We start from the raw sequence: 22,039 nt of genomic DNA on the forward strand, positions 1-22,039 counted from the left end.
ACGGTGCTGTCGAATGGTAGCCCTTGGATGCCGGCAACAACGATGGCTATCGCTGCAAGGATCACCGCAACTGGCAATATTTTGCGCTTCATTTTCCTGTTTCTTTCTAGTCGACGGTGACGGATTTAGCGAGGTTTCGGGGCTTATCTACATCCCGACCGAGAGCGAGTGCCAACTCTCGGGCAAGTACCTGCATCGGAATTACTGACTCGAGGGGCCCCCACTGATCCATCCCGCCGGCCAACGGCAAGTCGATGCTGCGACCGAGCGCGGGAATGGTGCTGCCTGATGACCCGATGCGGATCACACGGCCGCCGCGCGCTTCGACCTCTGCGACGTTGCCTCGCAGCCGGCGATCGTCGTTGTCGACCACGATGACCGGGGTCCCTGACTCGACGAGAGCGAGCGGGCCGTGCTTCAACTCGCCGGCGGGGTAAGCCTCGGCCCAGCGATAGGTGAGCTCCTTGAGCTTCAGAGCACCCTCCTCGGCGAAGGTGACACCGGGGCCGCGGCCAAGAAAGAGGAAACCACTTGCTGAGACAAGGTCCCCGACGAGAGAGGGAATGACATCCTTCGACACGACGAGCGCCTGCGCGAGCATGTCCGGAAGGTGGCGGAGGTCATCCGCGAGCTCCCTGGCGCGAGATCGATCGAGGCGCCCCTGGGCTACGAGGGCAGAGAGCGCGACGCATACCCCGGTGATCACCTGCGCGGTGAAGGTCTTGGTGGCGGCGACCCCGATCTCCGGCCCGGCTTGGCACGTGACGACCGAGTCGGATCGACGCGCCAACGATGAGTGCGGATTGTTGGTGACAGCGAGCATCGAGGCGCCGAAGGTCTGCACATGATCGACCGCACGCATGATGTCTGCGGTCTCTCCCGATTGACTGAACACGAGCACGAGCGTTCCCGGTTCGATGACAGCGCTCACCGCCTCGCTGGCGACAAGCGACCGGTGCGACAAGCCGCCCAGGCGCCCGAACGCCTGGGCGACGACGGCAGCCGCGTTTAGGGATGTTCCGCAACCGATAACCGCGATGCGCTCGAAAGCGGGCCCATCCAGATTTCTCCACAGAGATCCGGTGGGTATGCCGTTGGCGAGCTCATCAAGAATGCGAGCAGCTACCTCGGGCTGCTCATCGATCTCTGCATGCATGTAGTCCGGATGCCCGTCGAGGCCACCCTGACGCGTCGAACGATCCGCGCTCCATAGCCGGGGTGGCTGTGGAGCGGCTCCGCTCCTGATCCACACCGGCTCGGCGGCAAGTTCGACGATGTCACCATCGTCCAACGCCTGGAACTGGTCGACCCAGTCGCCGATCGCAGAGACATCGCTGGCAAAGAACACGCCGTGCGCGGAGTGGCCCAACAGCAACGGTGAACCGTGCGCGGTACCCACCACCCGGCCGTCCCGACTGTCCATCGCGACCATCGCCCACGTCCCTGCCAGCTTGAGCACGATCGCTTGCATCGCCTTGTTCAGGTCTTTCCCGGTTTCCAGCTCATTTTCGAGCAGGTGACTGATGACCTCGGAATCCACGGCGGAGGCGAACTCGTGCCCGCCAGCGGAAAGCTCGTGGCGCAGCTCATCCGCATTCTCAATGATGCCGTTGTGCACGACCGCAACCCGGCCGGTGCAATCCAGATGAGGATGCGCGTTGGCCATAGTCACGGCACCGTGGGTCGCCCAGCGGGTGTGCCCGATGCCGATCCCGCCGAGTGGCTGGCCCGACCACCCGTCGACCATGTTCGCGAGATCATCCACCCGGTTGACCGAGCGGATGACGGCTGTGGAGCCGCCCGAGGTCAGCACCGCGACCCCGATGGAGTCATAGCCGCGGTACTCCAACAGCCTCAGCCCGCGCACCAGAAACGGCGCCGCCGGCGACGCTGTTCGACACGCGATGATGCCGCACATCAAGCACCCACTGCGGGGATCCGGCCGCTCAGGTAGTTCATGACGCCGAGGATGATCTCGTCGATGCTCGTGGTCGGCTCGAATCCGATCACAGAGCGGGCGCGAGAATTGTCGGGAACCCGCCGTCGCATGTCTTCGAACCCAGCGGAATATGCCTCCTCGTAGGGAACCAGCCTGATCTCGCTTTCGCTCCCAGCGAGATGGATGATGCGCTCGGCGAGCTCGAAGATCGAGATCTCGTGCGCGCCGCCCAGGTTAAAGGCACGCCCGACCGTTTCAGGATTTTCCTGGATCCTGATCATCGCGGGCACGACATCCTGCACGGCCGAGAAGCACCGGGTCTGCATGCCGTCGCCGTAGACGGTCAATGGTTCACCGCGCATCGCCTGACCGACGAGCTGGGGCACGACCATTCCGTAGCGTCCGGTCTGGCGCGGACCGACGGTGTTGAAGAGCCTCACAATCGAGACTGACAACCCGAATTCGGTGAAATACGCGTGCGCGAACGCCTCGTCGATGCCTTTGGCCGCCGCATAGGTCCACCGCGACAGCAGCGGTGAGCCAAGAATGCGGTCGGAGTCCTCGTTGAGGCTGTCCGAGGTGTTTTTGCCATAGATTTCGCTGGTGGAGGCGAGCAGCAACTGAGCACCGTGGGCGAGGCATGCATCGAGCACGTTCTCCGTCCCGTGGATGTTCGTGCGCAGGCCCGCGAGGGGCTCATCGACGATCAGGCGAACGCCGACGGCCGCCGCCAGATGAAACACCCGGTCTGCACCATCGATCAGCTGATCGAGCGTCTGGCGGTCGAGAATGGATCCGTCGACAATCGTGAGCGTGCCACCATCGTCGGAGTCGCTGACGGCCTTGGCGTCGTCGAGGTTTCGCGCGTCTCCCGTCGACATATTGTCGAGTGTGACCACATCGTCACCAGCGGCGAGCAGGCGTTCGATCAGATGGCTGCCAATGAAGCCTGCGCCGCCGGTGACGACAGTTTTTGTTTGATGGGCGTTCATCAGAGGAGGATCCGTCTCGGAATGCTCAACTCGCGGTAGGTCGTATCCAGCACCATCGCGCTGGGACTGATCCAGGAGAGATCGGCCCAGTCGTGCTTGGTGTGGATGATCACCAGATCTGCATTGAACGACGACGGATCTGACGTCGCTGTGAGAATGCCGCCCCCGGGCATGCGAATCGAGGGGATCAATGCATCGACATACGCAACCTCGGCACCGTGATCCCGAAGGCCGGCGAGAATTTCGATAGCGGGCGACTCACGCAGGTCCGCGACGTTGGGCTTGTACGCAACACCCACCACGACGACCCGCGCGCCGACCAAACCGCGTCCGGCATCTGACAGGACGTCTCGAGCACGATCAACCACCCGGCCGGGTCGACCAGCGATCTCGGTCATCGCCTGGCGAATCATCGGCGCCTCGACATGCTTCGTCTTGAGCTGCCAGAGCAGATAGTGCGGGTCGCACGGAATGCAATGCCCCCCTACCCCTGGCCCCGGCATGAACCTCATGAAGCCATACGGCTTCGTGGATGCCGCGTCGATCACCTCGGTGATCGGGAGGTCGAGCGCGCGGCAGATATCGGCGAACTCGTTGGCGAGCGCGATATTCACTGCCCTGAATGTGTTCTCCAGCAATTTGGTCATCTCGGCCGCAGCAAGGGAATGCACGACGTGGACGCTGCGTGCATATCGCTTCAGCAGCGCCTCTGCTCTTACTTCACATTCCGGCGTCGTACCGCCGACGACCCTAGGTACGTCGTCGTGTGAGACTGCGGCGTTTCCTGGGTCGATTCGCTCGGGGCTGAACGCGACGTAGAGATCGCGGCCGGCTTCGAGTCCGCGCTTCGACAAGGCGTCGACGATCAGGTCCTGAGTGCATCCGACATAGGTTGTCGAGGTGAGCAGGATGAGCTGGCCCTCGACCGCGTTTGCCACCACCATCGCGCAGGCCGCCCGCAGAATCGTCAGATCGGGGACGAGGTGTTCGTCAACGGGGGTCGGCACACAAATGATCACGGATTCGGCTCGGGCGAGCAATTCCTCATCTGCAGTGAGCACGAAGCCGGGATGGTCGAGGGCTGAGAGTAGCCGCGTCCGGTCGTCATCGAGCAGGTCTGCGGAATGAGCCCGGATGGTATCGATGCGCTGTGCGGAATTGTCGAGCGCCAAAACGCGGCTGCCGGCGTGGTGAAATGCGAGAGCAGTGGGAAGGCCGACGTACCCGAGACCCACGATCGCGACGTCATAGTCGAAGTCGATCTGCACGGGCACGGTTGGCGTTCCGAGTTGGGCGCTGGGTAGTGCGGGAGCGAAAGCCGTTCGAGGTGCGCGGGTGATCACGGGCATTCTTGTTGCATCTGTGGTCGTCACAGTGTCTCCTGAAAGAGTTGGGGACGTCAGCCGCGGGGGCGCTGACGGACCGTTCGGGGGATTCGGGAACTCCACTGTCGAACTGTCAGCGCGGCCGGTCAAGCGATCGCAGGCTCGTGTGCGGGTCGACCCGCACTTCTCGCGGGTCGGTGTGGTTAACCGCATCGACACTGCGGTTCCTCTGCGGAAGTGGCTGGTGACACGTCCGATTCGGGCACTACCGTTGGCTCGGAGGGAGCAAAGACCAGATGACCACCTTCATCATTGCTGTGCTCGTTGTCGTGGGCATCAATACCCTCGTGTGGACGTCTGTCGGCATGATGAGAGTCATGACGGCGTGGCTTCAGCGACAGCCGGAGGTGGCACCGAACGTTCCGACGCGCAACGATGTGGCGGTGATCGTCGCCGCTCACAACGAAGAGCTCGTCATTGCGACCACGATCCGCTCCGCGGCCGCCCTGCTGCCGTTAGAGAACATCTTTGTGGTGTCCGACGGCTCAACCGACCTGACCAGTGAGATCGCGATGGATGCTGGGGCTACCGTGCTCGACCTTCATCCGAACCGTGGCAAGGCCGGGGCGCTGTCGACGCTGATCAAAGAATTCGACCTCGCCTCGCGGTTCGAGGTGGTGCTGTTGCTCGATGCCGACACCCAGCTCGCTCCCGATTATTTCGATACCGGGCTACCGCTGTTCAGTGATGACGGTGTCGTGGCGGTCGCCGGCAGGGCGACCAGCCTGCCCGAGGTTGCCGAAACATCCCTCATCGGTCGCATCCTGGTGGCCTACCGCGAGCGTGTGTACGTCACAGTGCAGTACCTTCACAAATTTGGGCAGGCCGCCCGGGGCGCCAACGTGGTGTCAATCGTGCCGGGTTTCGCAAGCATGTATCGAAGCAGAATCCTGTCTGAGATCGATATCGATGCGCCAGGGCTGACCATCGAGGACTACAACATGACCTTCGAGGTGCATGCCAAAAAACTCGGAAGAATCGCGTTCCACCCCAGGGCGGCAATCGCGCTTACCCAGGATCCGGCGACGATGCTCGACTATACGAAACAGATCAGTCGCTGGAGCCTCGGCATGTGGCAGACGGTTCGCCGCCACGGGATGCACGTCGGCAGGTTCTGGACGGCGCTGTTCTTCTTCGTTCTCGAACTGATCGTCTCCAGCGTGGTGATGCTGCTCTTCGTTCCCCTGGTCGCGACGCTGCTGACGCTGGTCGTCGTCGATTCGCTGGACGGTGCGGCGCCCACCATCGCCTCGTTGACCGTGGCGGCAATCCCGCCCCTCGCTGTGTTGCTCGGAGTCTTCGTGCCTGACTACCTCATGACCGTTTTTGCCGCGATCGTGTCGCGCAAGCCAGAGATGCTCGTGCTGGGGCTGGCGTTCCTAGCCCTGCGGATCGTGGACTCCTTTATTTGCCTGCGCGCCCTCGGGCGGGCATTCAGCCACTCCACGTCGGGCACGTGGACCAGCCCCAGCCGCCGGTCGGTGACTGCGGCGGCTTCCGCAACCTAAGACATCATGGAGACGAGGTGCGAACGTGAGCTGGCGCCGACGCTTCGATAGATGTGGGTGAGCCGCGCCTCCACTGTCCGCAGCGAGATGAAGAGTTCTGCCGCAATCTCTTTATTGCGGTATCCCTTCAACACCAGCTCCACCACCGCCCGCTCGTCTACGTGCAGCCCCGCCAGCATCGGCCAGGCCTCCGCCGCCACCGTGTCGGGGGTGAGTGCGGTAATCATGGCTGTGACCTTCCTCACCCAGGCGCGCGCACCGGCAGTCTCGAATGCGTCCAGCGCCGCACTCAGCGGCTCACTGGCATCAATCGCGCGACCCATCGCGAGCAGTCGCGATGCCTTCGCGGTGTGGATTCGGGCGATTTGGATGAGGGAATCGCCTGGCCTGAGTGAGTTCAGCGCGTCATCGAAGAGAAGGAGGGCGGAATTGTTGTCGTCGGTGATCAGCGCGGTCGTATGTGACAGCGCCACCCTGGCCCACCGAGAGGGATGGTTGTGCGCCTTACGAGCGAAATTGTCGTGCACGGCCCGTGCTTCGCGCCGGCGTCCAGCCAGAAGGTGCACCTCCACGAGGTCGGGAGCGTGCCGAACGAGGGCCGGGTGCTCGAACTGACCGTCGATGATGTGCGCCATCATGAGCGCTCGGCGCGAACCCTCGACGTCTCCGTCGATCAGACCGATCTCACCCCTCAGGGTGAGCAGGCTCGCCGCCAGCGCGGGACTTCTGTCGCGGCGGTTGCCGTCCAGCTCGGCAGCGATGATCGACAGAGCCTCGGGAAGTCGATCTTCGGCGTAGGCGAGCCACGAGTCGAGGTACGAGTGGAACGCGGCGCGGGCGCCCGGGATGCATTGTGCCTTCCACTCGACGATCGTGGTGCACGCCGCAGCGAACTCGCCAGACCTGATGTCGGCGTCGGCCAGTAGGTAGCGCGCGGCATCCGCCCAGACCGGTTGAGGTCGGCGATTCAGGACGATCGCGCACAGCCGACTCGCTTCGAAATGCTCCTCGCGCATGGTGTGCGCGCGTGCATCGATCAGCAGGTCGATGGTCGGCAGGGAAGCGAGTCTGTCGGCTGCATGACGCGTTTTCGGCTTCTCATCGTCGCTCCCCAACCCATCGGTGGCTGCCACGAGCTCGTTGGCGAGGTCGCACACGCTACGTGCCCGGCCGGAGGGCGGGCTCTCCATGCCATCTGCGCGCGTGAGCAGCTTGCGCGCTGTCGGCAATTCCCAGCGCAATGCCCGGCACAGTGCCGCCACCGCGAGCACTGTTGCGGTTTCCGCGGGGAACTTCGCCGAGTACATCGCCTCCCAGGCGTCGAGGTCGTTATCGGGCAAGTGCTGGTCATCCATGAAATCGATGAGAAGACGTAGCAGAGTCAGCTTGAGGTGAACACTGTCGCTGCTGGTGATGTTCAGACCGCCCGTGGCATAGCGGGTGGCGAGGGCCAACTCGCCCCGCTCAAACAAGACTCGCGCGAGCTCAGAGATGCCTGTGAGCTCTGTCCGCCCGTTGCCATTGAGGGTGAGTGCGCGGTCTGCGAATTCGATCGCGACTCGGGTCGACCCCTCCCGCACGAACGACACTGCTGCAGACAGCAATCGATCCACCATTTCGGGGTCGGCCGGCCCGAAGCTCTGGTGCCACAGAGCACAGCGTGACGACGCCCCCTCGGCTTCCGCGAGATGCAGCTCGCGCCGCGCCCTGGACGTCATCGACCAGTAGACGTGTGACCGCAGTAGCGGCCTCTTGACCTTCACCTCGCGCCCTCGCACCTCGACGATGCCGAGAAAAATCAGATCCTGCAATGCGTCTTCATCGCTGACCCCACCGCGGGTCGCCGTGCTGACATCCAGCATCGGCGCAGCAGAGAGCCGTTCGAGCAACAGCAATTGGGCTGGTGTGAGGGTGGGCAAGACCGCTCGTGCGTACGCTCGGGCCGTCGCGCCGGGAGTGAGAGGCAGTGTCAGAGGATGAAGACCCTCAAGCTGCTCGATCGAAAGCCCCTTCAGGCTTTCGAGAATGGCGCGGGGGTTTCGCTCTGTCTGGGCAACCACAATGCCGAGGGTGCCCGTCGGGCGGCAGTCCGGCCGTGCAGCAAGCGCGAGGTCGAGTGCCATCTGCCGGTTTAGTGGATCGAGGCGCAGGCGCGGCAGTCCGCCGAACTGGCCGCCGGTGTCTGCGCCGGTGGATGTAGCGACGAACCTAATGCCGGTGCCGCCCAGCCTGCCCACCATGAAGCCGACGAGCATTTGGCTCGCTTCATCCATGGCGTCAATGTCGTCGACGAGAAGCAGCATGGGTGGAAGCGCGAGTGCGCGAATGAGCGACAGGATTTCTCTGGCGGCGGCGAACAACTGGCCGGGTTCCATCGTTGAGAGAGTGACATTCGTTCCGATGTCGAGCACCTTGGAGCTATTGATCGCGGCGAGGACAGTAAAGAATCCGGAGAGCGGCCACCCGGCGTCTGCCGGGTTGATGCGGAGAAGAACGGCCTCAATTCCGGATTCTTCCTCCGCTGCCTCGAGCAGCCTGGTCTTGCCGACGCCCACATCGCCCAGCACGAGCAGAGCACTCTCATGGGGAGATGAGCTCATGTGGGCTATCTGATCGAGCTCGGCCCTGCGGCCGATCACCTTCACGGCGGCACCAGCTATCCGCAGAATTCGGCGAGCGAGCTTTCACGGGATTGATCGCATCGCGAAAGTGGGCGAGTGACAGCGCTGCTGAAGCGCGTGCTGTTGTGCTGGGGTCGACGGAACATGCGACCAATCCTTGATTCGGGGCGAGGAGGTTGCGGGTGGGTAATTATGCGATTTCCTCAACCCTTTATAGCCCTCTACGGCCCGGAAATCAAGGATTCCTGTACCCCGGTCGACGTTATTGGGGTACTGTCACCAGCCCCGCACGGCAGTCGGATGTTAGCGTCTTGCGACGGCCACGGTGGCCGCGATGGCGACGACAGCCGCACCCACCAGCCCCCAGAATTTCAGGGGCTTGAGGCGATAGGTGTCGGAAACCGTGAGCGCGAGATCGCTCGCCACATGCTGGAGGTTGGCGGCGGTGTCGAAGGTCAACGCGAGTGCGGTGTCGGCGACTGATCGTGTGTTGGTCATGTCATGCTCCCTCGTGAATGGTGGCGGAAGAAAATCCCGGATAGCTCTATCTTGCGACACTCTCGCGAGCGCGACGAGCTCTAGCAGTCCTGGTTGACTGCGACCTTGACGAAAGCCGCGGTCTGATAGACGTATTGCTCCACCCATTTGTTGATCGACATCGGTGTCGTGTCCGGCACCATCAACAACGTGCCAGTGAAGCACCGTTCGATGACGATGCGTGCCCTGGTCACGTGGGGCACCATGGTGATGACCGTCGCACTGGTCCATCCCTGCTCCGCCGAGAGATCGCGAAGATCGCGCGCCTCGCCCTGCGTGGTGAAGGGGGACGGGCGCTTGCAGTACACCGTGAAGGTCTGAGGCTCACGGCACACGGCATAGTCATCGGGATCAGGCGTCGACACCATCAGGGAGTCGCTGATGCCCCGCTCGATGAGGGTAAGCGCGAACTCGATCCTGGACGGGTCTGGGGGGCCGATGATGTAAATGACATCGGTCTTCTCGGGGGTGTTTACGGAGGGAACGACATAGAGCGGCAGCCCGACCGCCACGAACGCCAGGGGAACCGCGATGATGACGAAGACGATCCACTTGAGAGCGCGAAGAATGATGCCTGCCTAGGTCAGTGGGTCAGCTGGGCTGAACCTGAACGGGTTCGGTGTCCGGGATGGGGCTGGCGTCCCTGCCGCGGAGGTCAGGGTGGGCCCGTCGAAACACTAGCGGAACGATGAATCCAAGCGCGGCGAAAATCGCCGCAGTCACAAACCCGCCCATCGGCCCGTTCGCGTCGATCAGGAATCCGGCGACCGCAGAACCGATCGCGGCACCGATCAGCTGCCCGGTGCCAACCCAGCCGTAGGCCTCGGCCGTGTCGCTGAACTTCACGCTTGCTGACACGATGGCGAACATCACGGCAAGCGCGGGGGCAATGCACAGCCCGGCAATCAGCAGAGTGAGCGCCAGCGACCAGAAGTCCCAGGCGAAGAGAGCGAGCGCGCAGCCCGCGAACACGACTCCCATGCGGCGTGCAAGCGCCCACGGTCCGACGGGTACATGTCCGAAGGTGAGGCCGCCCGCGAGCGACGCCACGGCCCAAAACGCGAGAATGATGCCAGCCTGCGGGCCATCCTCGCCGAAGCGGGCGACGACGCCGGTTTCGATCGCGGCACAGGAGCCAACGAGCAGGAAGCCCACGACGGTAGCAAGCAACACTGGCGGTCGTCCCAGCACGACACCAAGCTTGCGCTTGCTGCGCGGGATGCGCACGCGCCCGACTTCGGGGCTTGAAATGAACCACGCGCCGCCACCGATCAAAAAGACCATGGCGATGACGATTCCGAGCACGGTCGAGATCTGAATCGAGACGAAGGTCACGAGCACGGGAGCGGCGATCCAGATGATCTCCTGTGCAGAGGCATCCAGTGAGAACAGTGGAGTGAGCTGACGTGAGTTCACCATTTTGGGGTAGATGGTGCGCACCGCGGGCTGAATGGGTGGCTGGCTCAGGCCGCCGAGAAACCCGACGATCATGTAGCCCACGAGCGGCATGGCGACGAACGCGACGATCCCCATGGATATCGCTGCCGCCACCGTCGTCAGAATCAGTACCGGCCGCATTCCCCACGCGCCCATCCAGCGGCTGGTGAGCGGGCCGGCGATGGCCTGGCCGATGCTGGTGGCGGCGAGGACGAGTCCGGCCGCGGCGTAGGAATCGAAGATGTGCTCGACGTGCAGCAGGTACGCGAGCGAGAGCATCCCACCGGGAAACCGCGCGGTGAGCTGCGCCGCAATAATACGGGCCACACCGGGGGTTTTCAGGAGGTCAACGTAGCTCTTCACAAGAGCACAAGCTTAGCGCCGAGTGAGGCGAACTCATGAGCGTATCGAGGGCCAGCCAGGTTCCCCACAGGCTGTGCATAAGTCCGCGAAGTTATGCACAGCTGTGGATGACACGCCCACTAGATATGGTGTTGGCGCCATGTCGGTGGCACGATATATAGTGGTGAAGCCGCCGGGCCGGGGGTCGCGATAAAAAGTCGTTATTGGGGCCACGGGCTTCGGTTTTTGAGAGCATTCGAGGGAGATTTCAGTGGGAATTACAGTCGTAAAGCGCAGTGGCGAGCGGGAGCCATATGACGCGAACAAGATCAACCTCGCGATCGAAGCCGCGACCGTTGGCCTTGACGACAACATCACCTGGGTGACTCAGATCGCCTCGGAGCTCGAACTGACCCTGTTCGACGGCATCACCACGCAGCAACTCGACGAAGCCGTCATCCAGGTTGCACTGCAGAACGTCAAAGATGACCCTGCCTTCGATGTCGTCGCCGCGCGGCTTCTTCTCAAGACCATCTACAAGCGCGTGCTCGGCGACTACACGACCGAGACCGAGCTCAAAGATCTCCACCAGCAGCACTTCGCCGCCAACGTGACTCGCGGTGTGGAAGAGGGCCTGCTCGACTCACGACTCGTCGACCTGTTCGACCTTGACTTCCTCTCGACGCAACTCGAGCCAGCCCATGACGAGCTGCTCAAGTACATCGGTGTCGTCACGCTCAACAACCGCTACGGCATCAAGGGCCGCAACGGTGACGCGCTCGAGGTTCCGCAGTACTTCTGGATGCGCATCGCCATGGGCCTCTCGCTCAATGAGGCAGACCCCACGCAGGCCGCGCTCGGTTTCTACAAGAAGATGTCGACCCTCGAATACCTCGCGGCAGGCTCGACGCTCGTCAACGCCGGCACCGTGTATCCCCAGCTCGCCAACTGCTTCGTCATGGAGATGCAGGACGACATGGAGCACATCGCGAAGACCACCCGCGATGTCATGTGGCTGACCAAGGGCACCGGCGGAATCGGGCTCTCGGTGACGAAACTCCGCGCCCAGGGCTCGCCTATCCGCTCGAACAACACCTCGTCGACCGGCCCCATCCCCTTCATGCACACCATCGACTCGATCCTGCGCGCGGTCAGCCGTGGCGGCAAGAAGTTCGGGGCGCTGTGCTTCTACATGGAGAACTGGCACATGGACTTCCCGGAGTTCCTCGAACTCCGCAACAACTCCGGCGACCCGTACCGCCGCACCCGCACCGCCAACACCGCCGTGTGGATCAGCGACGAGTTCATGAAGCGCGTGCAGAACGACGACGACTGGTACCTCTTCGACCCGCTCGAAGTGACCGACCTCAACGAGCTCTACGGCAAAGCCTTCTCGGCCCGCTACAACGAGTACGTCGCCATGGCCGAGGCCGGCGAAATGCGCATGTTCAAGAAGATCACCGCTCGTGAGCAGTTCAAGTCGATCCTGATCTCTCTGCAGACCACCAGCCACCCGTGGCTGACCTGGAAAGACACGATCAACAACCGTGCCCTCAACAACAACACGGGAACCATCCACCTCTCCAACCTCTGCACCGAGATCACCCTGCCGCAGGACGAAGACAACGTCTCGGTCTGCAACCTGGCGTCGATCAACCTGTCGCAGCACCTGGACGACGCTGGTCGACTCGACTTCAGCAAGATCGCCGAGAGCGCGCGACTGGCCGTCCGTCAGCTCGACAACCTCATCGACATCACCCGCTCGAGCGTCGCGGAGGCCGACTTCTCCAACAAGGAGAACCGTGCCGTCGGCCTCGGAGTGATGGGCTTCACCGATGTCATCGAGAAGCTCGGCATCAGCTACGAGAGCGAAGAGGCGTACGACCTGATCGACGAGATCATGGAGCACGTCTCGTACGCCGCGATCGAGGCATCCACGGAGCTCGCGAAAGAGCGCGGCTCGTACGCGAACTTCGAGGGCAGCCGCTGGTCTGAGGGGCTCGTTCCGCTCGACTCGATCGCGCTCACCGAGGCCGACCGTGGCATGGAGATCAAGGTCAACCGCAAGACCCGCCTCGACTGGGATGCCCTGCGAGTCAAGGTCAAGGGTGGAATGCGCAACGCGACGCTCATGGCGATCGCGCCCACCGCATCCATTGGTCTTGTCGCCGGAACCACCCCGGGTCTCGACCCGCAGTTCTCGCAGATCTTCAGCCGCTCGACCTCGAACGGAAAGTTCCTCGAGGTCAACCGCAACCTCGTGACCGACCTTCAGAAGCTCGGAATCTGGGAGTCGACCCGCGAGGCGATCCTGCGCAGCCAGGGCGACATCCAGAATGTGGCAGCGATCCCCGACCACCTTAAAGAGGTCTACAAGACCAGCTTCCAGCTGTCGCCGTACGCCTTCCTCGAGGTGGCTGCCCGCGCCCAGAAGTGGATCGACCAGGCCATTAGCCGCAACATGTACCTCGAGACGCGTGACCTCGGAGACATGATGGACATCTACTTCGCTGCATGGGAGCGTGGCGTGAAGACGACCTACTACCTGCACATGAAGCCGCGCCACACCGCCGAGCAGTCGACGGTGAAGGTCAACAAGTCAGAAGACATCTCGACGTCGAACGCGGCGCCCGCCGCAAGCGCGGCTACCGCGTCGTCAGCCGCGCCCGCCCGCCGTGGCTTCGGTGGACTCGCACCCAAGGCAGGTGCCTGATGCGCGCTGGAGCTATGGAGATTGCGCAGCAATTGCAGCAGGCCGCAGGCCGTGCCAGCGCCGGGGCAGCTGTGCTGCCACGGACCGCCACAGCAACCGACGAATACTACGTACCGGTCGATCCGATGGACGACCTCCAATGTGAAAGCTGCCAATAATGGGAATTCTCGGAACCGGCCTGCAGGACGGCCTTCTGCTCAAACCGATCAAGTACCAGTGGGCCATGGACCTGTATGACCAGGCCGTCGCCAACACCTGGTTCCCCAACGAGATCCAGCTCGGCGAAGACATCGCCGACTTCAAGAAGATGACGGACGAAGAGCGCCACGCCGTCACCTTCCTGATGAGCTACTTCAACCCGAACGAGCTGCTCGTCAACAAGGCTCTCGCGTTCGGCGTCTACCCCTACGTCTCCGCCGCGGAGTGCTCGCTGTACCTCGCGAAGCAGATGTGGGAAGAAGCCAACCACTGCATGAGCTTCGAATACGTGCTTGAAACCTTCCCGATCGACCGGGAGGCCGCGTACAACTCACACGTCGACATCCCCTCGATGGCGCGCAAAGAAGAGTTCGAGCTCAAGTACATCCGTCGCATGACGGAGCAGACCCTCGACATCAACTCCACCGAGGGCAAGAAAGACTTCGTGCGCAACCTCGTTGCGTACAACGTCATCCTTGAGGGGGTCTGGTTCTACTCGGGCTTCATGGTCGCCCTGAGCTTCCGCCAGCGCAACCTGCTGCGCAACTTCGGTTCGCTCATGGACTGGGTCGTGCGCGACGAGAGCCTGCACCTCAAGTTCGGAATCAACCTGATCCTGACGGTTCTCGAAGAGAACCCCGACCTGCAGACCGAAGAGTTCGCGGCCGAGATCAAGCAGATGATCGTGGATGCCGTCGAGATGGAGGAGGAGTACAACCGCGACCTGCTGCCGAACGGCATCCTCGGCCTGAACTCCACGTACATCAACCAGTACGTGAAGTACCTGGCCGACCGCAGGCTCGAGGAGCTGGGCTTCGACGCGCACTACAACGTGTCGAACCCCGCCAAGTGGATGGCAGCAGCCAACGACACCCTGCAGCTGGTGAACTTCTTCGAGTCGACCAACACGTCGTACGAGTCGAACGCCTCGGCCACGGTGAGCGCCAAGGCCTGACCCGAGCTCTAAAGCACGTTGATCGCTGTCGCGCGCCAGCGGCTGTCGAGACCCTCAAGCCTGAGGGCGACAGCCCTGGTGCGCGCGCGGTTGTGCACGATGACGACGGCTTCGACCGCGCCATCCCGTGGTTCGAATTGTGAGATCGACCCGATCGTGAAGTGGGGCCGGGTGGCCTTGCGGCCGGTGGCCTGACGGGCTCGCGCGCTCAGCACGACTCGCTTCAAGAGGTGTCGATACACGTCGTCGGTGACCCAGCGTGAAATCTGTTCGAGGTCACGGGCGCCCGCGAGGATCTCGATCACAGCGCGGGTGAGATTCTCGATCAGGGGTGACGGATCGGGAAGCGACGATGTGCTGCTGGGCTGCTGGCCGAAGAACTCGTCTGGCACGAACCGCTGGCGCATCACGCGCAATGGCGGTGCCGTTGCTGAGGCCGACGAGGGGTCGATTGCGAGCTCATCAGGTTGTGCTGCTGCGCTCACGCCCGGCCCCAATCAGTCGATCTGTGGAGATGCGAATCTTTCCACCCCCATTCGGGGGTAGGCATACTAAAGCAGTAGGCAAGCCTCCGTGTCCATGACTTTTTTTCAACTGTGGATAACGTCCGCGCTGACGGCTCAGGATGGGTAGCGTCGCGCTCATGCGCTGGGACAGCTTGTTCGACGACCTCGAGAGTCAACTTGAGCGCGAAATCTCGGTCGAAGAGAGCGACGTGGACGCCGAGGAAGAGCGGTTGCGGCTCGGGAGGCTCTCCCTTCGCGACCGGCTGGTGGCGCTGCAGCATTCCGTGACGCCCGCAGCTCACGCCGCCCTTGGGCTGATCCTCGCCGACGGAAAGAGAATCACTGTGTGTCCGGTGCTGATCGGACGCGACTGGTTTTCGGCCGATGTGATCGATGACTCCACCCAGCAACGACAGTGCATCATCCCGCTCGAGTCGGTGACGGGTGTCAGCCTGCCGCCCGCATTGGTTCGAGCGAGCCTGGCCGGCGGCGACGATGCCCGTCATCCGGATCTCTCTGCCCGACTGGGGCTCGCCTTCGTGCTGCGCGACCTGTGTCGCCGCCGCCGCGCGATCGAAATTGTGACCGCGGCAGGCTCGCTGCACGGAACCATCGACAGGGTCGGGAAGGACCATGTCGACTTGGCGATGCACGAGCCGGGCACGCCGCGACGCGCATCCGAGGTGACTGAGCTTCGCCTCATCCCGCTCGTGTCGGTGATGATGGTGAAGCTCTGAGCCGATCAGCTTTCGCTGGAGGTGCCGAACGCCACCTCGGTGAGGTTGGAGTAGTCGGCCTGATGCCAGAGATTCATGCGCCGCGTGTGCTCGTACATCGCGGCGATGTACGACTCGAGTACGGTGCGTTCGATGCGCCACTGGCCGCTCGCACCGACCTTGATCGCCGGCAGCTCGCCCGATCGCACCAGCGCGTACGCCTGATTCGCCGAGATGTTGAGCAGTTCGGCCGTGTCACCGAGCGTCAGGAAGCGCCCGAGGTGCCCGGCAGAAGTCGCGTCATCCATTCGTCGAGTATGGAACCGGAGGGCTCGCCGTGGGAGACATGTGGATAACTTTTGCCACGAATATCGCGCACTCGCGACGATAGACCCGAGGCGCCAGTCGGATCGCCGCAGGGAGTTGACGGATGAAGACCAGATCACGGCGGGGCCGCGGCATCGCGGTCGACCCCAGGCTCCTTATCGGGCTCGTTCTGGTGGTCGGGTCGGTCGCTGGTGTGGTGGCGATTGTGTCGACAGCCGACGAGACCGTGCAGGTCTACTCCGCCCGCTCGCCCCTCAGCCCCGGCGATCGCATCCAGTTGGCAGACCTCGACACCAGCAGCGTGAGGCTATCTGGTGTCGACGTGCTCTACCTGCTGCCGGGTGACGTCCCCGATGACGGGTTTGTGCTGACTCGTGCGGTGAACGAGGGGGAGCTGATCCCGGCGTCCGCGGTCGGCAGTGTCAGCGGGCTGAGGCTGACCTCACTCGTGCTCGATGTGGATGGGGCGCTCGCGGCATCCATTGCGCCGGGTTCGACGGTCGACGTGTGGTCGGCGAGAGAGGTCTCGAACGGCCAGTTCGGGCCACCCGTCGTGATCGTGTCTGGGGCGACGGTGGTGCGGCTGGTGACGTCCGACACGATCATGACCGGGGGTAAATCGGTGGGTGTCGAGGTGCTGGTGCCGAAGGCCAGGGTGGCGAGAGTGCTCGAGGCGGTCTCCAATTCCGATGCCATGTCGATCGTGCCCGCCGACCTCCCGGGGCGGGGCTGAGATGGCACGGATCGTCATCGCGCTGCCGGTGTTGCTCGAAGACCGGGTGACGGACGAGGCCGTGAGGCATGGCCACGACATCGTCGGCCGATGCGTGAGCGCGCTCGAGCTTGCTTCCCTCGTTGGCCCGCTCGCACCGGACGTGGTGATCGTGGCCTCCGAGGCGCGGTACCTCACGGATCGTGTTCTTGCCTCCTGCGACGATGCCGGTGTTCGGCTCGTCGCGCTGGCCAGCGACGATGCGGGTCGCAGGTACGCGGCAACGCTGGGCATCTTCGAGGCGATGGATGCCGCGTCTCCCTGGCCAGACATCGAGGCAGCGCTGACAGGCTCTGGCCGCGAGCCGACGCTTGCGCAGCCCGAGGCCGCGCGGGGAACCGTGATCGCCGTCTGGGGCCCCTCCGGTTCACCCGGGCGCACAACCATCGCAACGAGCATCGCCGCAGAACTCGCCGCCCTCGGACATTCAGTGGCGCTTGCCGATGTCGACACTCACGGTGCCTCCATCGCGCCCGCGCTGGGCATGCTCGACGAGGCACCCGGGTTTGCCGCGGCCTGCCGCCTCGCGGGAAACGACACGCTCACGCACCGGGAACTTGAACGTATCGCCCAGCGATACGAATCGCCTCTCGGCGGCTTCTGGGTGCTCACCGGCATCGGGCGACCGAGCCGGTGGCCTGAGCTGTCGGGGGAGCGGGTGGCGGCCACGATCAGACAGTGCCGCTCGTGGGTCGAGTACACGATCCTCGACACGAGTTCGAGCCTCGAAAACGATGAAGAGATCTCGAGCGACCTGTTCGCCCCGCGTCGCAACGCCGCCGCAGTGACCGCGGTGCACGACGCCGACAGCATCGTGGCCGTCGGCTCGGCCGACCCGGTGGGGTTGTCACGATTCCTGAGGGCTCACGTCGACATGGTCGAGACGGCGTCGACCAACGACGTGACGGTCGTCATGAACCGGATTCGGGCATCCGCAATCGGGTTGAACCCGAACGCTCAGGTGACCCAGACGTTGTCGCGGTTCGGCGGCATCGAGTCGCCGGCGTTGGTGCCGTATGACCAGGGCGGCCTCGACGGAGCGGTGTTGAGCGGCAGGACGCTCGCCGACTCGGCACCGCGCTCGCCAGCGCGCGCGGCAATTCGGTCGATGGTGACCTCGCGGTTGCTGCCGGAGGCCCCGCCGTTGCCGAGAAGCCTGCGCCATCGGTTCGGGCGGGCGCGGGCCACGGGCTAATCTGAAAGCATGTCGACCCTCAGTGATCTTGTGCAGGCCCAGGGACGCTCGAGTGAGGAAGACATCGAGTGGCTGCACCTGTTGGTCGGAGACTGGCAGCTCCTGGCAGACCTTGCCTTCGCCGACATCGTGCTCTGGGTGCCCAGCATGCAGGGCGGTTTTGTTGCCGTCGCTCACGCCAGGCCCTCGAGCTCCGCCACCCTGTTCTATCGCGACTTCGTTGGTCAGGCGGTGAAGCCGGAGTGGAAGACCCAGATCGAGGAGGCCTTCCAGACTGCGCGCATCATCGACACTGCGACACCTGACTGGTACGAAGAGACCCCGACCCGGGTGCGGGCGGTGCCGGTGCTTCGACGGTTGAGTCCGACCGGCAAGCAGACCACCGAGCGGCCGATCGCTGTCATCACCCGCCACACCAACCTGAGCGAGGCGCGCACCCCGAGCAGGCAGGAGCTGACCTTCAACGGCTGCGCTAACGACCTCTTCGGCATGATCGCGACCGGCGACTTTCCCGACCTGGGCGCGCCGAGCGGGCCACGCCGGGCCGCGCCCCGGGCATCCGACGGCCTGATCAGGCTGGATGTCGATGGGCTCGTGACATTCGCGAGCCCCAACGCGCTCTCGGCCTTCAATCGCATCGGATTCCCGAACGAACTCGAGGGGGAGTCTCTCGCCGAGGTCACGACCGGGCTGATCAGCGGCCGGCTGACCGTGGACGAGTCGTTGCCGCTCGTCGTCACGGGCCGCGCCCCCTGGCGCACCGACATCGAGGCGCGTGGAGTGACCGTGTCGCTGAGGGCGATCCCCATCCGGAATCAGGGCGAGCGCGTCGGCGCAATTGTGCTGTGTCGCGATGTGACCGAGGTTCGCCACCAGGAGCGTGAACTCATCACGAAGGATGCCACGATCCGCGAGATTCACCATCGGGTGAAGAACAACCTGCAGACTGTGGCATCCCTGCTCAGGATTCAGGCGCGACGAACGCACTCAGACGTTGCGCGGGATGCTCTCGGCCAGGCGATGCGTCGTGTTGCTGCCATCGCCGTCGTGCACGACACCCTGTCGGAGGGGCTCACGCAGGATGTCGACTTCGATGTGGTGTTCGATCGCGTGCTGATGCTGATCGCCGAGGTCGCGTCGAGCCACAGCACGACGGTGCGTCCCAAATCCACCGGCAGTTTCGGTAACCTGCCAAGCGAGTACGCGACGCCGCTCGCGCTGGCACTCACAGAGCTGGTCACCAACGCCGTCGAGCATGGGCTCGCCGGTCGTGAAGATGGCGAGGTGGAGATCGTCGCCGAGCGCACCGATGACCATCTCAGTGTGAAGGTGCGCGATAACGGTGTCGGCCTCGCCGAAGGCAAGGTCGGTTCCGGCCTCGGCACCCAGATTGTGCGCACCCTGATCCAGGGTGAACTGAGCGGCACCATCGACTGGCACACGCTCGTGGGCAGAGGCACCGAGGTCACCATCGAGGTGCCGATGACCTGGCTCAACCGACGTTAGTCGGCGTCGCTTAAGAAATTAGGAGGCGCGGCGGGCGCGAGCAGCGCGACGCTTGAGAGCGCGACGCTCGTCTTCGCTCAGGCCGCCCCAGACGCCGGAATCCTGTGAGGTGTCGAGAGCGTACTGGAGGCACATCTCGGTAACCGAGCAGCGGCCGCACACGGCCTTGGCCTTGTCGATCTGGTCGACTGCGGGGCCGGTGTTGCCGACAGGAAAGAAGAGCTCTGGGTCTGCCGTGAGGCAAGCAGCTTTGTCGCGCCAATCCATGGTGGTACTCCTTCGGTGCGTGCGGGGGCTAGCCCGCTGGCAGGCCTGCGCCAGTGGTGTCAAAGTCGTCAGTCAAAAAATAACTGGGATTTCGTAGCGTCTGGTTCAGGCCCGGATTATCGGATTCGAGAATATTTGGGGACCCACTCGCGACACTGAGAGCTGGAAATCAACCTCATATAGACTCTCATACCGGTAGAGGCAAATCAATGGTTGTATATGAGGCCAAACTGTGAGTTACGTACGAGACGGCCGCAGCCGGCATCCTTTCCTGATCGCGCTCTCAGTGTTGATCTTCGCTCAGTGCGCATTGCTGCTGACTGCGACCGGATACCTCGTGATCGAACTCATCGTCGACACCCCTGATTCCTATGCGAGTGCCGTTGCCCTCGCCGTGCTGACCGTTATCGCGGCGGTGTGGCTGGCGGTCATCGCCGTAAACGTGCTGCGCGGGAGCCCGTGGGTGCGCGGAGCGACGGTCGTCGTGCAGGCGCTCCAGATCGCCGTCGCCATCGGTGCGTTCCAGGGCGCGTTCGCCCGGCCGGACCTCGGGTGGCTGCTGTTGATTCCCGCGATCATCGCGTTGGTGTTGCTCTTTACGTCGCCGGTGGTCGCGGCCACCGCGCGCCGCTCGTAGGCTCGTCGCATGTCTCACCTCATCTCCGCTGAGGCGCTCGCCGCCGAGCTTGCCAGCCCCATCCCGCCGGTGGTTCTTGACGTGCGCTGGGTGCTCGGTCGCACCGACGGTCGGGAGCACTACCTCGCCGGACATGTTCCCGGCGCGGTGTTCGTCGACCTCGACCACGAGCTCGCCGGTCACGGTCGAGCGGAGGACGGGCGTCATCCATTGCCTGCCATCGACGACCTGCAGGCCGCCGCCCGCCGGTGGGGGATCAGCGCCGACAGCGCCGTCGTCATTTACGACGACCTGAAGAGTATGGCGGCCGCGCGGGCATGGTGGCTGTTGCGGTGGGCAGGATGCGACAACGTGCGGGTGCTCGATGGTGCGCTGCCGGCCTGGGTCGCGACCGGCCGGATTCTTGATGAGGGCGATGTGGTTCCGGATGCCGGCACCGTTGTTCTCGAACCCGGGAACCTGCCGGTGCTAACCATCGACGAGACCGCCGCCTTCCCCGGTCACGGGGTGCTGCTCGACGCGCGGGCGCCGGAGCGCTTCCGCGGCGACGTGGAGCCGATGGACCCGAGGGCGGGCCACATCCCCGGCGCCGTGAACGCACCCTCAACCGGCAATGTCGACTCCGACGGCCGCTTCCTCCCCGCCGACGCTCTCGCCGCGCGCTACGAGAGCCTCGGCGTAGCAGCGGGAATTCCGGTGGGCGCCTACTGTGGCTCGGGCATCACCGCCGCGCACGACGTGCTGGCGCTGGCGATCGCAGGGGTGGATGCTGCACTGTTCCCCGGCTCGTGGAGCTCGTGGTCGAATCATCCCGACCGGCCGGTCGCTGTCGGCTAGCTATCCACCGCCTTCGCGCGCGAACTGCGGCAAATGTTCTTCTCCTGCACGGTTTCGGCACATTTGCCGCGGTTCGCGCGACTTTTGGAGGCGGTTAGGCGTCGATGCCGAGCTTCTTGCGTAGCGACGCAACGTGTCCCGTCGCCTTGACGTTGTACAGCGGCAGGGTGATCGAGCCCTGTTCGTCAATGACGAAGGTTGAGCGCAGCACACCCGTGACCGTTTTTCCGTAAAGCTTTTTCTCGCCCCAGACCGCGTAGGCGTTGTGCACGGTGAGGTCGGGGTCGCTCAGCAGCGGGAAATTCAGGTTGCCTTCGTGGGTGAAGGTGGCGAGCTTCTCGGGCTTGTCCCGAGACAGCCCGATGACGCTGAAGCCGGCGGACTTGAGCGAGTTCAGGCTGTCGCGGAAGTCGCACGCCTCCGTTGTGCATCCCGGGGTCATGGCCTCCGGGTAGAAGTAGAGAATGACCTTCTGGCCCGAAAAATCTGCGAGGGAGACCGGTGCACCGGTCTGGTCGGGCAGGGTGAAAGCCGGAGCTGTGGCGCCGGGTTCGAGTCGGTCGGTCATGGGTCTCCGCTTCAGATTTGGCGTGCTGTTCGTGAGCACGTTTAAGCCATGCTAATCTTGTTCGTCGGCCCGTTGATTCGT

The 22,039-nt window shown here is 63.7% G+C and carries 20 protein-coding genes; 9 read left to right on the plus strand and 11 right to left on the minus strand.

Annotated elements, in window-relative coordinates:
- Positions 1-106: 106 nt before the first annotated feature.
- The 3 genes from glmS to QMG83_RS13205 are packed head-to-tail and all read right to left on the minus strand — an operon-like array spanning position 107 to position 4,304.
- Complete coding sequence (gene glmS, locus QMG83_RS13195) at positions 107-1,918, minus strand: glutamine--fructose-6-phosphate transaminase (isomerizing) (RefSeq protein WP_283505867.1); 1,812 nt, start codon at positions 1,916-1,918, stop codon at positions 107-109.
- Positions 1,918-2,931 (minus strand): NAD-dependent epimerase/dehydratase family protein, encoded by a 1,014-nt coding sequence (locus QMG83_RS13200; RefSeq protein WP_283505868.1) that lies wholly within the window; start codon positions 2,929-2,931, stop codon positions 1,918-1,920. The genes glmS and QMG83_RS13200 overlap by 1 nt, the downstream gene beginning before the upstream one ends.
- Positions 2,931-4,304, minus strand: coding sequence for a nucleotide sugar dehydrogenase (locus QMG83_RS13205; protein ID WP_283505869.1), 1,374 nt, complete (start codon positions 4,302-4,304; stop codon positions 2,931-2,933). Before QMG83_RS13205 ends, QMG83_RS13200 begins: the two co-directional genes overlap by 1 nt.
- A 248-nt stretch (positions 4,305-4,552) precedes the next feature.
- Here QMG83_RS13205 and QMG83_RS13210 point away from each other — a divergent pair, with 248 nt between their 5' ends.
- A complete protein-coding gene (locus QMG83_RS13210; RefSeq protein WP_283505870.1) occupies positions 4,553-5,824 on the plus strand; it encodes a glycosyltransferase family 2 protein in 1,272 nt (423 codons plus the stop codon).
- Here QMG83_RS13210 and QMG83_RS13215 read toward each other — a convergent pair.
- From QMG83_RS13215 to QMG83_RS13230, 4 genes are all read right to left on the minus strand, one after another.
- Positions 5,821-8,469: a helix-turn-helix transcriptional regulator gene (locus tag QMG83_RS13215; protein WP_349358024.1), complete on the minus strand. Its 2,649-nt coding sequence runs from the start codon at positions 8,467-8,469 to the stop codon at positions 5,821-5,823. The genes QMG83_RS13210 and QMG83_RS13215 overlap by 4 nt on opposite strands.
- A gap of 279 nt (positions 8,470-8,748) precedes the next feature.
- The gene (locus QMG83_RS13220) at positions 8,749-8,943 is read right to left on the minus strand and encodes a hypothetical protein (protein ID WP_283505871.1); all 195 of its coding nucleotides are present in this window, start codon (positions 8,941-8,943) and stop codon (positions 8,749-8,751) included.
- Positions 8,944-9,023: 80 nt separating this feature from the next.
- Complete coding sequence (locus QMG83_RS13225) at positions 9,024-9,494, minus strand: YdcF family protein (RefSeq protein WP_283505872.1); 471 nt, start codon at positions 9,492-9,494, stop codon at positions 9,024-9,026.
- Between the two features lie 79 nt (positions 9,495-9,573).
- Positions 9,574-10,782: an MFS transporter gene (locus QMG83_RS13230; RefSeq protein ID WP_283505873.1), complete on the minus strand. Its 1,209-nt coding sequence runs from the start codon at positions 10,780-10,782 to the stop codon at positions 9,574-9,576.
- Positions 10,783-11,032: 250 nt separating this feature from the next.
- On the opposite strand from QMG83_RS13230, the gene QMG83_RS13235 reads away from it, so the two are divergent.
- Together QMG83_RS13235 and QMG83_RS13240 are read left to right on the plus strand one after the other, a co-directional pair.
- Positions 11,033-13,474 carry a ribonucleoside-diphosphate reductase subunit alpha gene (locus tag QMG83_RS13235; RefSeq protein ID WP_283505874.1) on the plus strand — a complete coding sequence of 814 codons (2,442 nt, stop codon included), beginning with the start codon at positions 11,033-11,035 and terminating at the stop codon, positions 13,472-13,474.
- A gap of 157 nt (positions 13,475-13,631) precedes the next feature.
- Complete coding sequence (locus QMG83_RS13240) at positions 13,632-14,627, plus strand: ribonucleotide-diphosphate reductase subunit beta (protein WP_283505875.1); 996 nt, start codon at positions 13,632-13,634, stop codon at positions 14,625-14,627.
- An 8-nt stretch (positions 14,628-14,635) separates the two neighbouring features.
- On the opposite strand, the gene QMG83_RS13245 is transcribed toward QMG83_RS13240, so the two are convergent.
- Positions 14,636-15,112, minus strand: a complete 477-nt coding sequence (locus tag QMG83_RS13245) for an Rv3235 family protein (protein ID WP_283505876.1) — start codon at positions 15,110-15,112, stop codon at positions 14,636-14,638.
- Between the two features lie 158 nt (positions 15,113-15,270).
- Between QMG83_RS13245 and QMG83_RS13250 the strand changes: the two genes are divergently transcribed.
- Positions 15,271-15,870 (plus strand): hypothetical protein, encoded by a 600-nt coding sequence (locus QMG83_RS13250; protein ID WP_283505877.1) that lies wholly within the window; start codon positions 15,271-15,273, stop codon positions 15,868-15,870.
- A gap of 5 nt (positions 15,871-15,875) precedes the next feature.
- Here the strand turns inward: QMG83_RS13250 and QMG83_RS13255 are convergent, their stop codons facing one another.
- Positions 15,876-16,157: a helix-turn-helix domain-containing protein gene (locus QMG83_RS13255; protein WP_283505878.1), complete on the minus strand. Its 282-nt coding sequence runs from the start codon at positions 16,155-16,157 to the stop codon at positions 15,876-15,878.
- A 122-nt stretch (positions 16,158-16,279) separates the two neighbouring features.
- Between QMG83_RS13255 and QMG83_RS13260 the strand changes: the two genes are divergently transcribed.
- Genes QMG83_RS13260 through QMG83_RS13270 form a run of 3 tightly spaced genes read left to right on the plus strand, consistent with a single transcriptional unit; the run spans position 16,280 to position 19,649 of the window.
- Positions 16,280-16,909, plus strand: a complete 630-nt coding sequence (locus tag QMG83_RS13260; protein ID WP_283505879.1) for a hypothetical protein — start codon at positions 16,280-16,282, stop codon at positions 16,907-16,909.
- Between the two features lies 1 nt (position 16,910).
- Entirely contained in the window at positions 16,911-18,143 is a 1,233-nt protein-coding gene (locus QMG83_RS13265) for a CpaE/TadZ family protein (RefSeq protein ID WP_283505880.1), read from the plus strand.
- A gap of 9 nt (positions 18,144-18,152) precedes the next feature.
- Positions 18,153-19,649 carry a sensor histidine kinase gene (locus tag QMG83_RS13270; RefSeq protein WP_283505881.1) on the plus strand — a complete coding sequence of 499 codons (1,497 nt, stop codon included), beginning with the start codon at positions 18,153-18,155 and terminating at the stop codon, positions 19,647-19,649.
- A gap of 18 nt (positions 19,650-19,667) precedes the next feature.
- Here the strand turns inward: QMG83_RS13270 and QMG83_RS13275 are convergent, their stop codons facing one another.
- A complete protein-coding gene (locus tag QMG83_RS13275; protein WP_179498346.1) occupies positions 19,668-19,916 on the minus strand; it encodes a WhiB family transcriptional regulator in 249 nt (82 codons plus the stop codon).
- Positions 19,917-20,148: 232 nt separating this feature from the next.
- On the opposite strand from QMG83_RS13275, the gene QMG83_RS13280 reads away from it, so the two are divergent.
- Both QMG83_RS13280 and QMG83_RS13285 read left to right on the plus strand, forming a co-directional pair.
- Positions 20,149-20,553: a hypothetical protein gene (locus tag QMG83_RS13280; protein WP_283505882.1), complete on the plus strand. Its 405-nt coding sequence runs from the start codon at positions 20,149-20,151 to the stop codon at positions 20,551-20,553.
- A gap of 9 nt (positions 20,554-20,562) precedes the next feature.
- Positions 20,563-21,390, plus strand: coding sequence for a sulfurtransferase (locus QMG83_RS13285; protein WP_283505883.1), 828 nt, complete (start codon positions 20,563-20,565; stop codon positions 21,388-21,390).
- 94 nt (positions 21,391-21,484) lie between these two features.
- Here the strand turns inward: QMG83_RS13285 and bcp are convergent, their stop codons facing one another.
- Positions 21,485-21,958 (minus strand): thioredoxin-dependent thiol peroxidase, encoded by a 474-nt coding sequence (bcp, locus tag QMG83_RS13290; protein WP_283505884.1) that lies wholly within the window; start codon positions 21,956-21,958, stop codon positions 21,485-21,487.
- Between the last annotated feature and the right edge of the window lie 81 nt (positions 21,959-22,039).

It is taken from the genome of Salinibacterium sp. G-O1 (assembly GCF_030063305.1).
Lineage (GTDB): Bacteria > Actinomycetota > Actinomycetes > Actinomycetales > Microbacteriaceae > Rhodoglobus.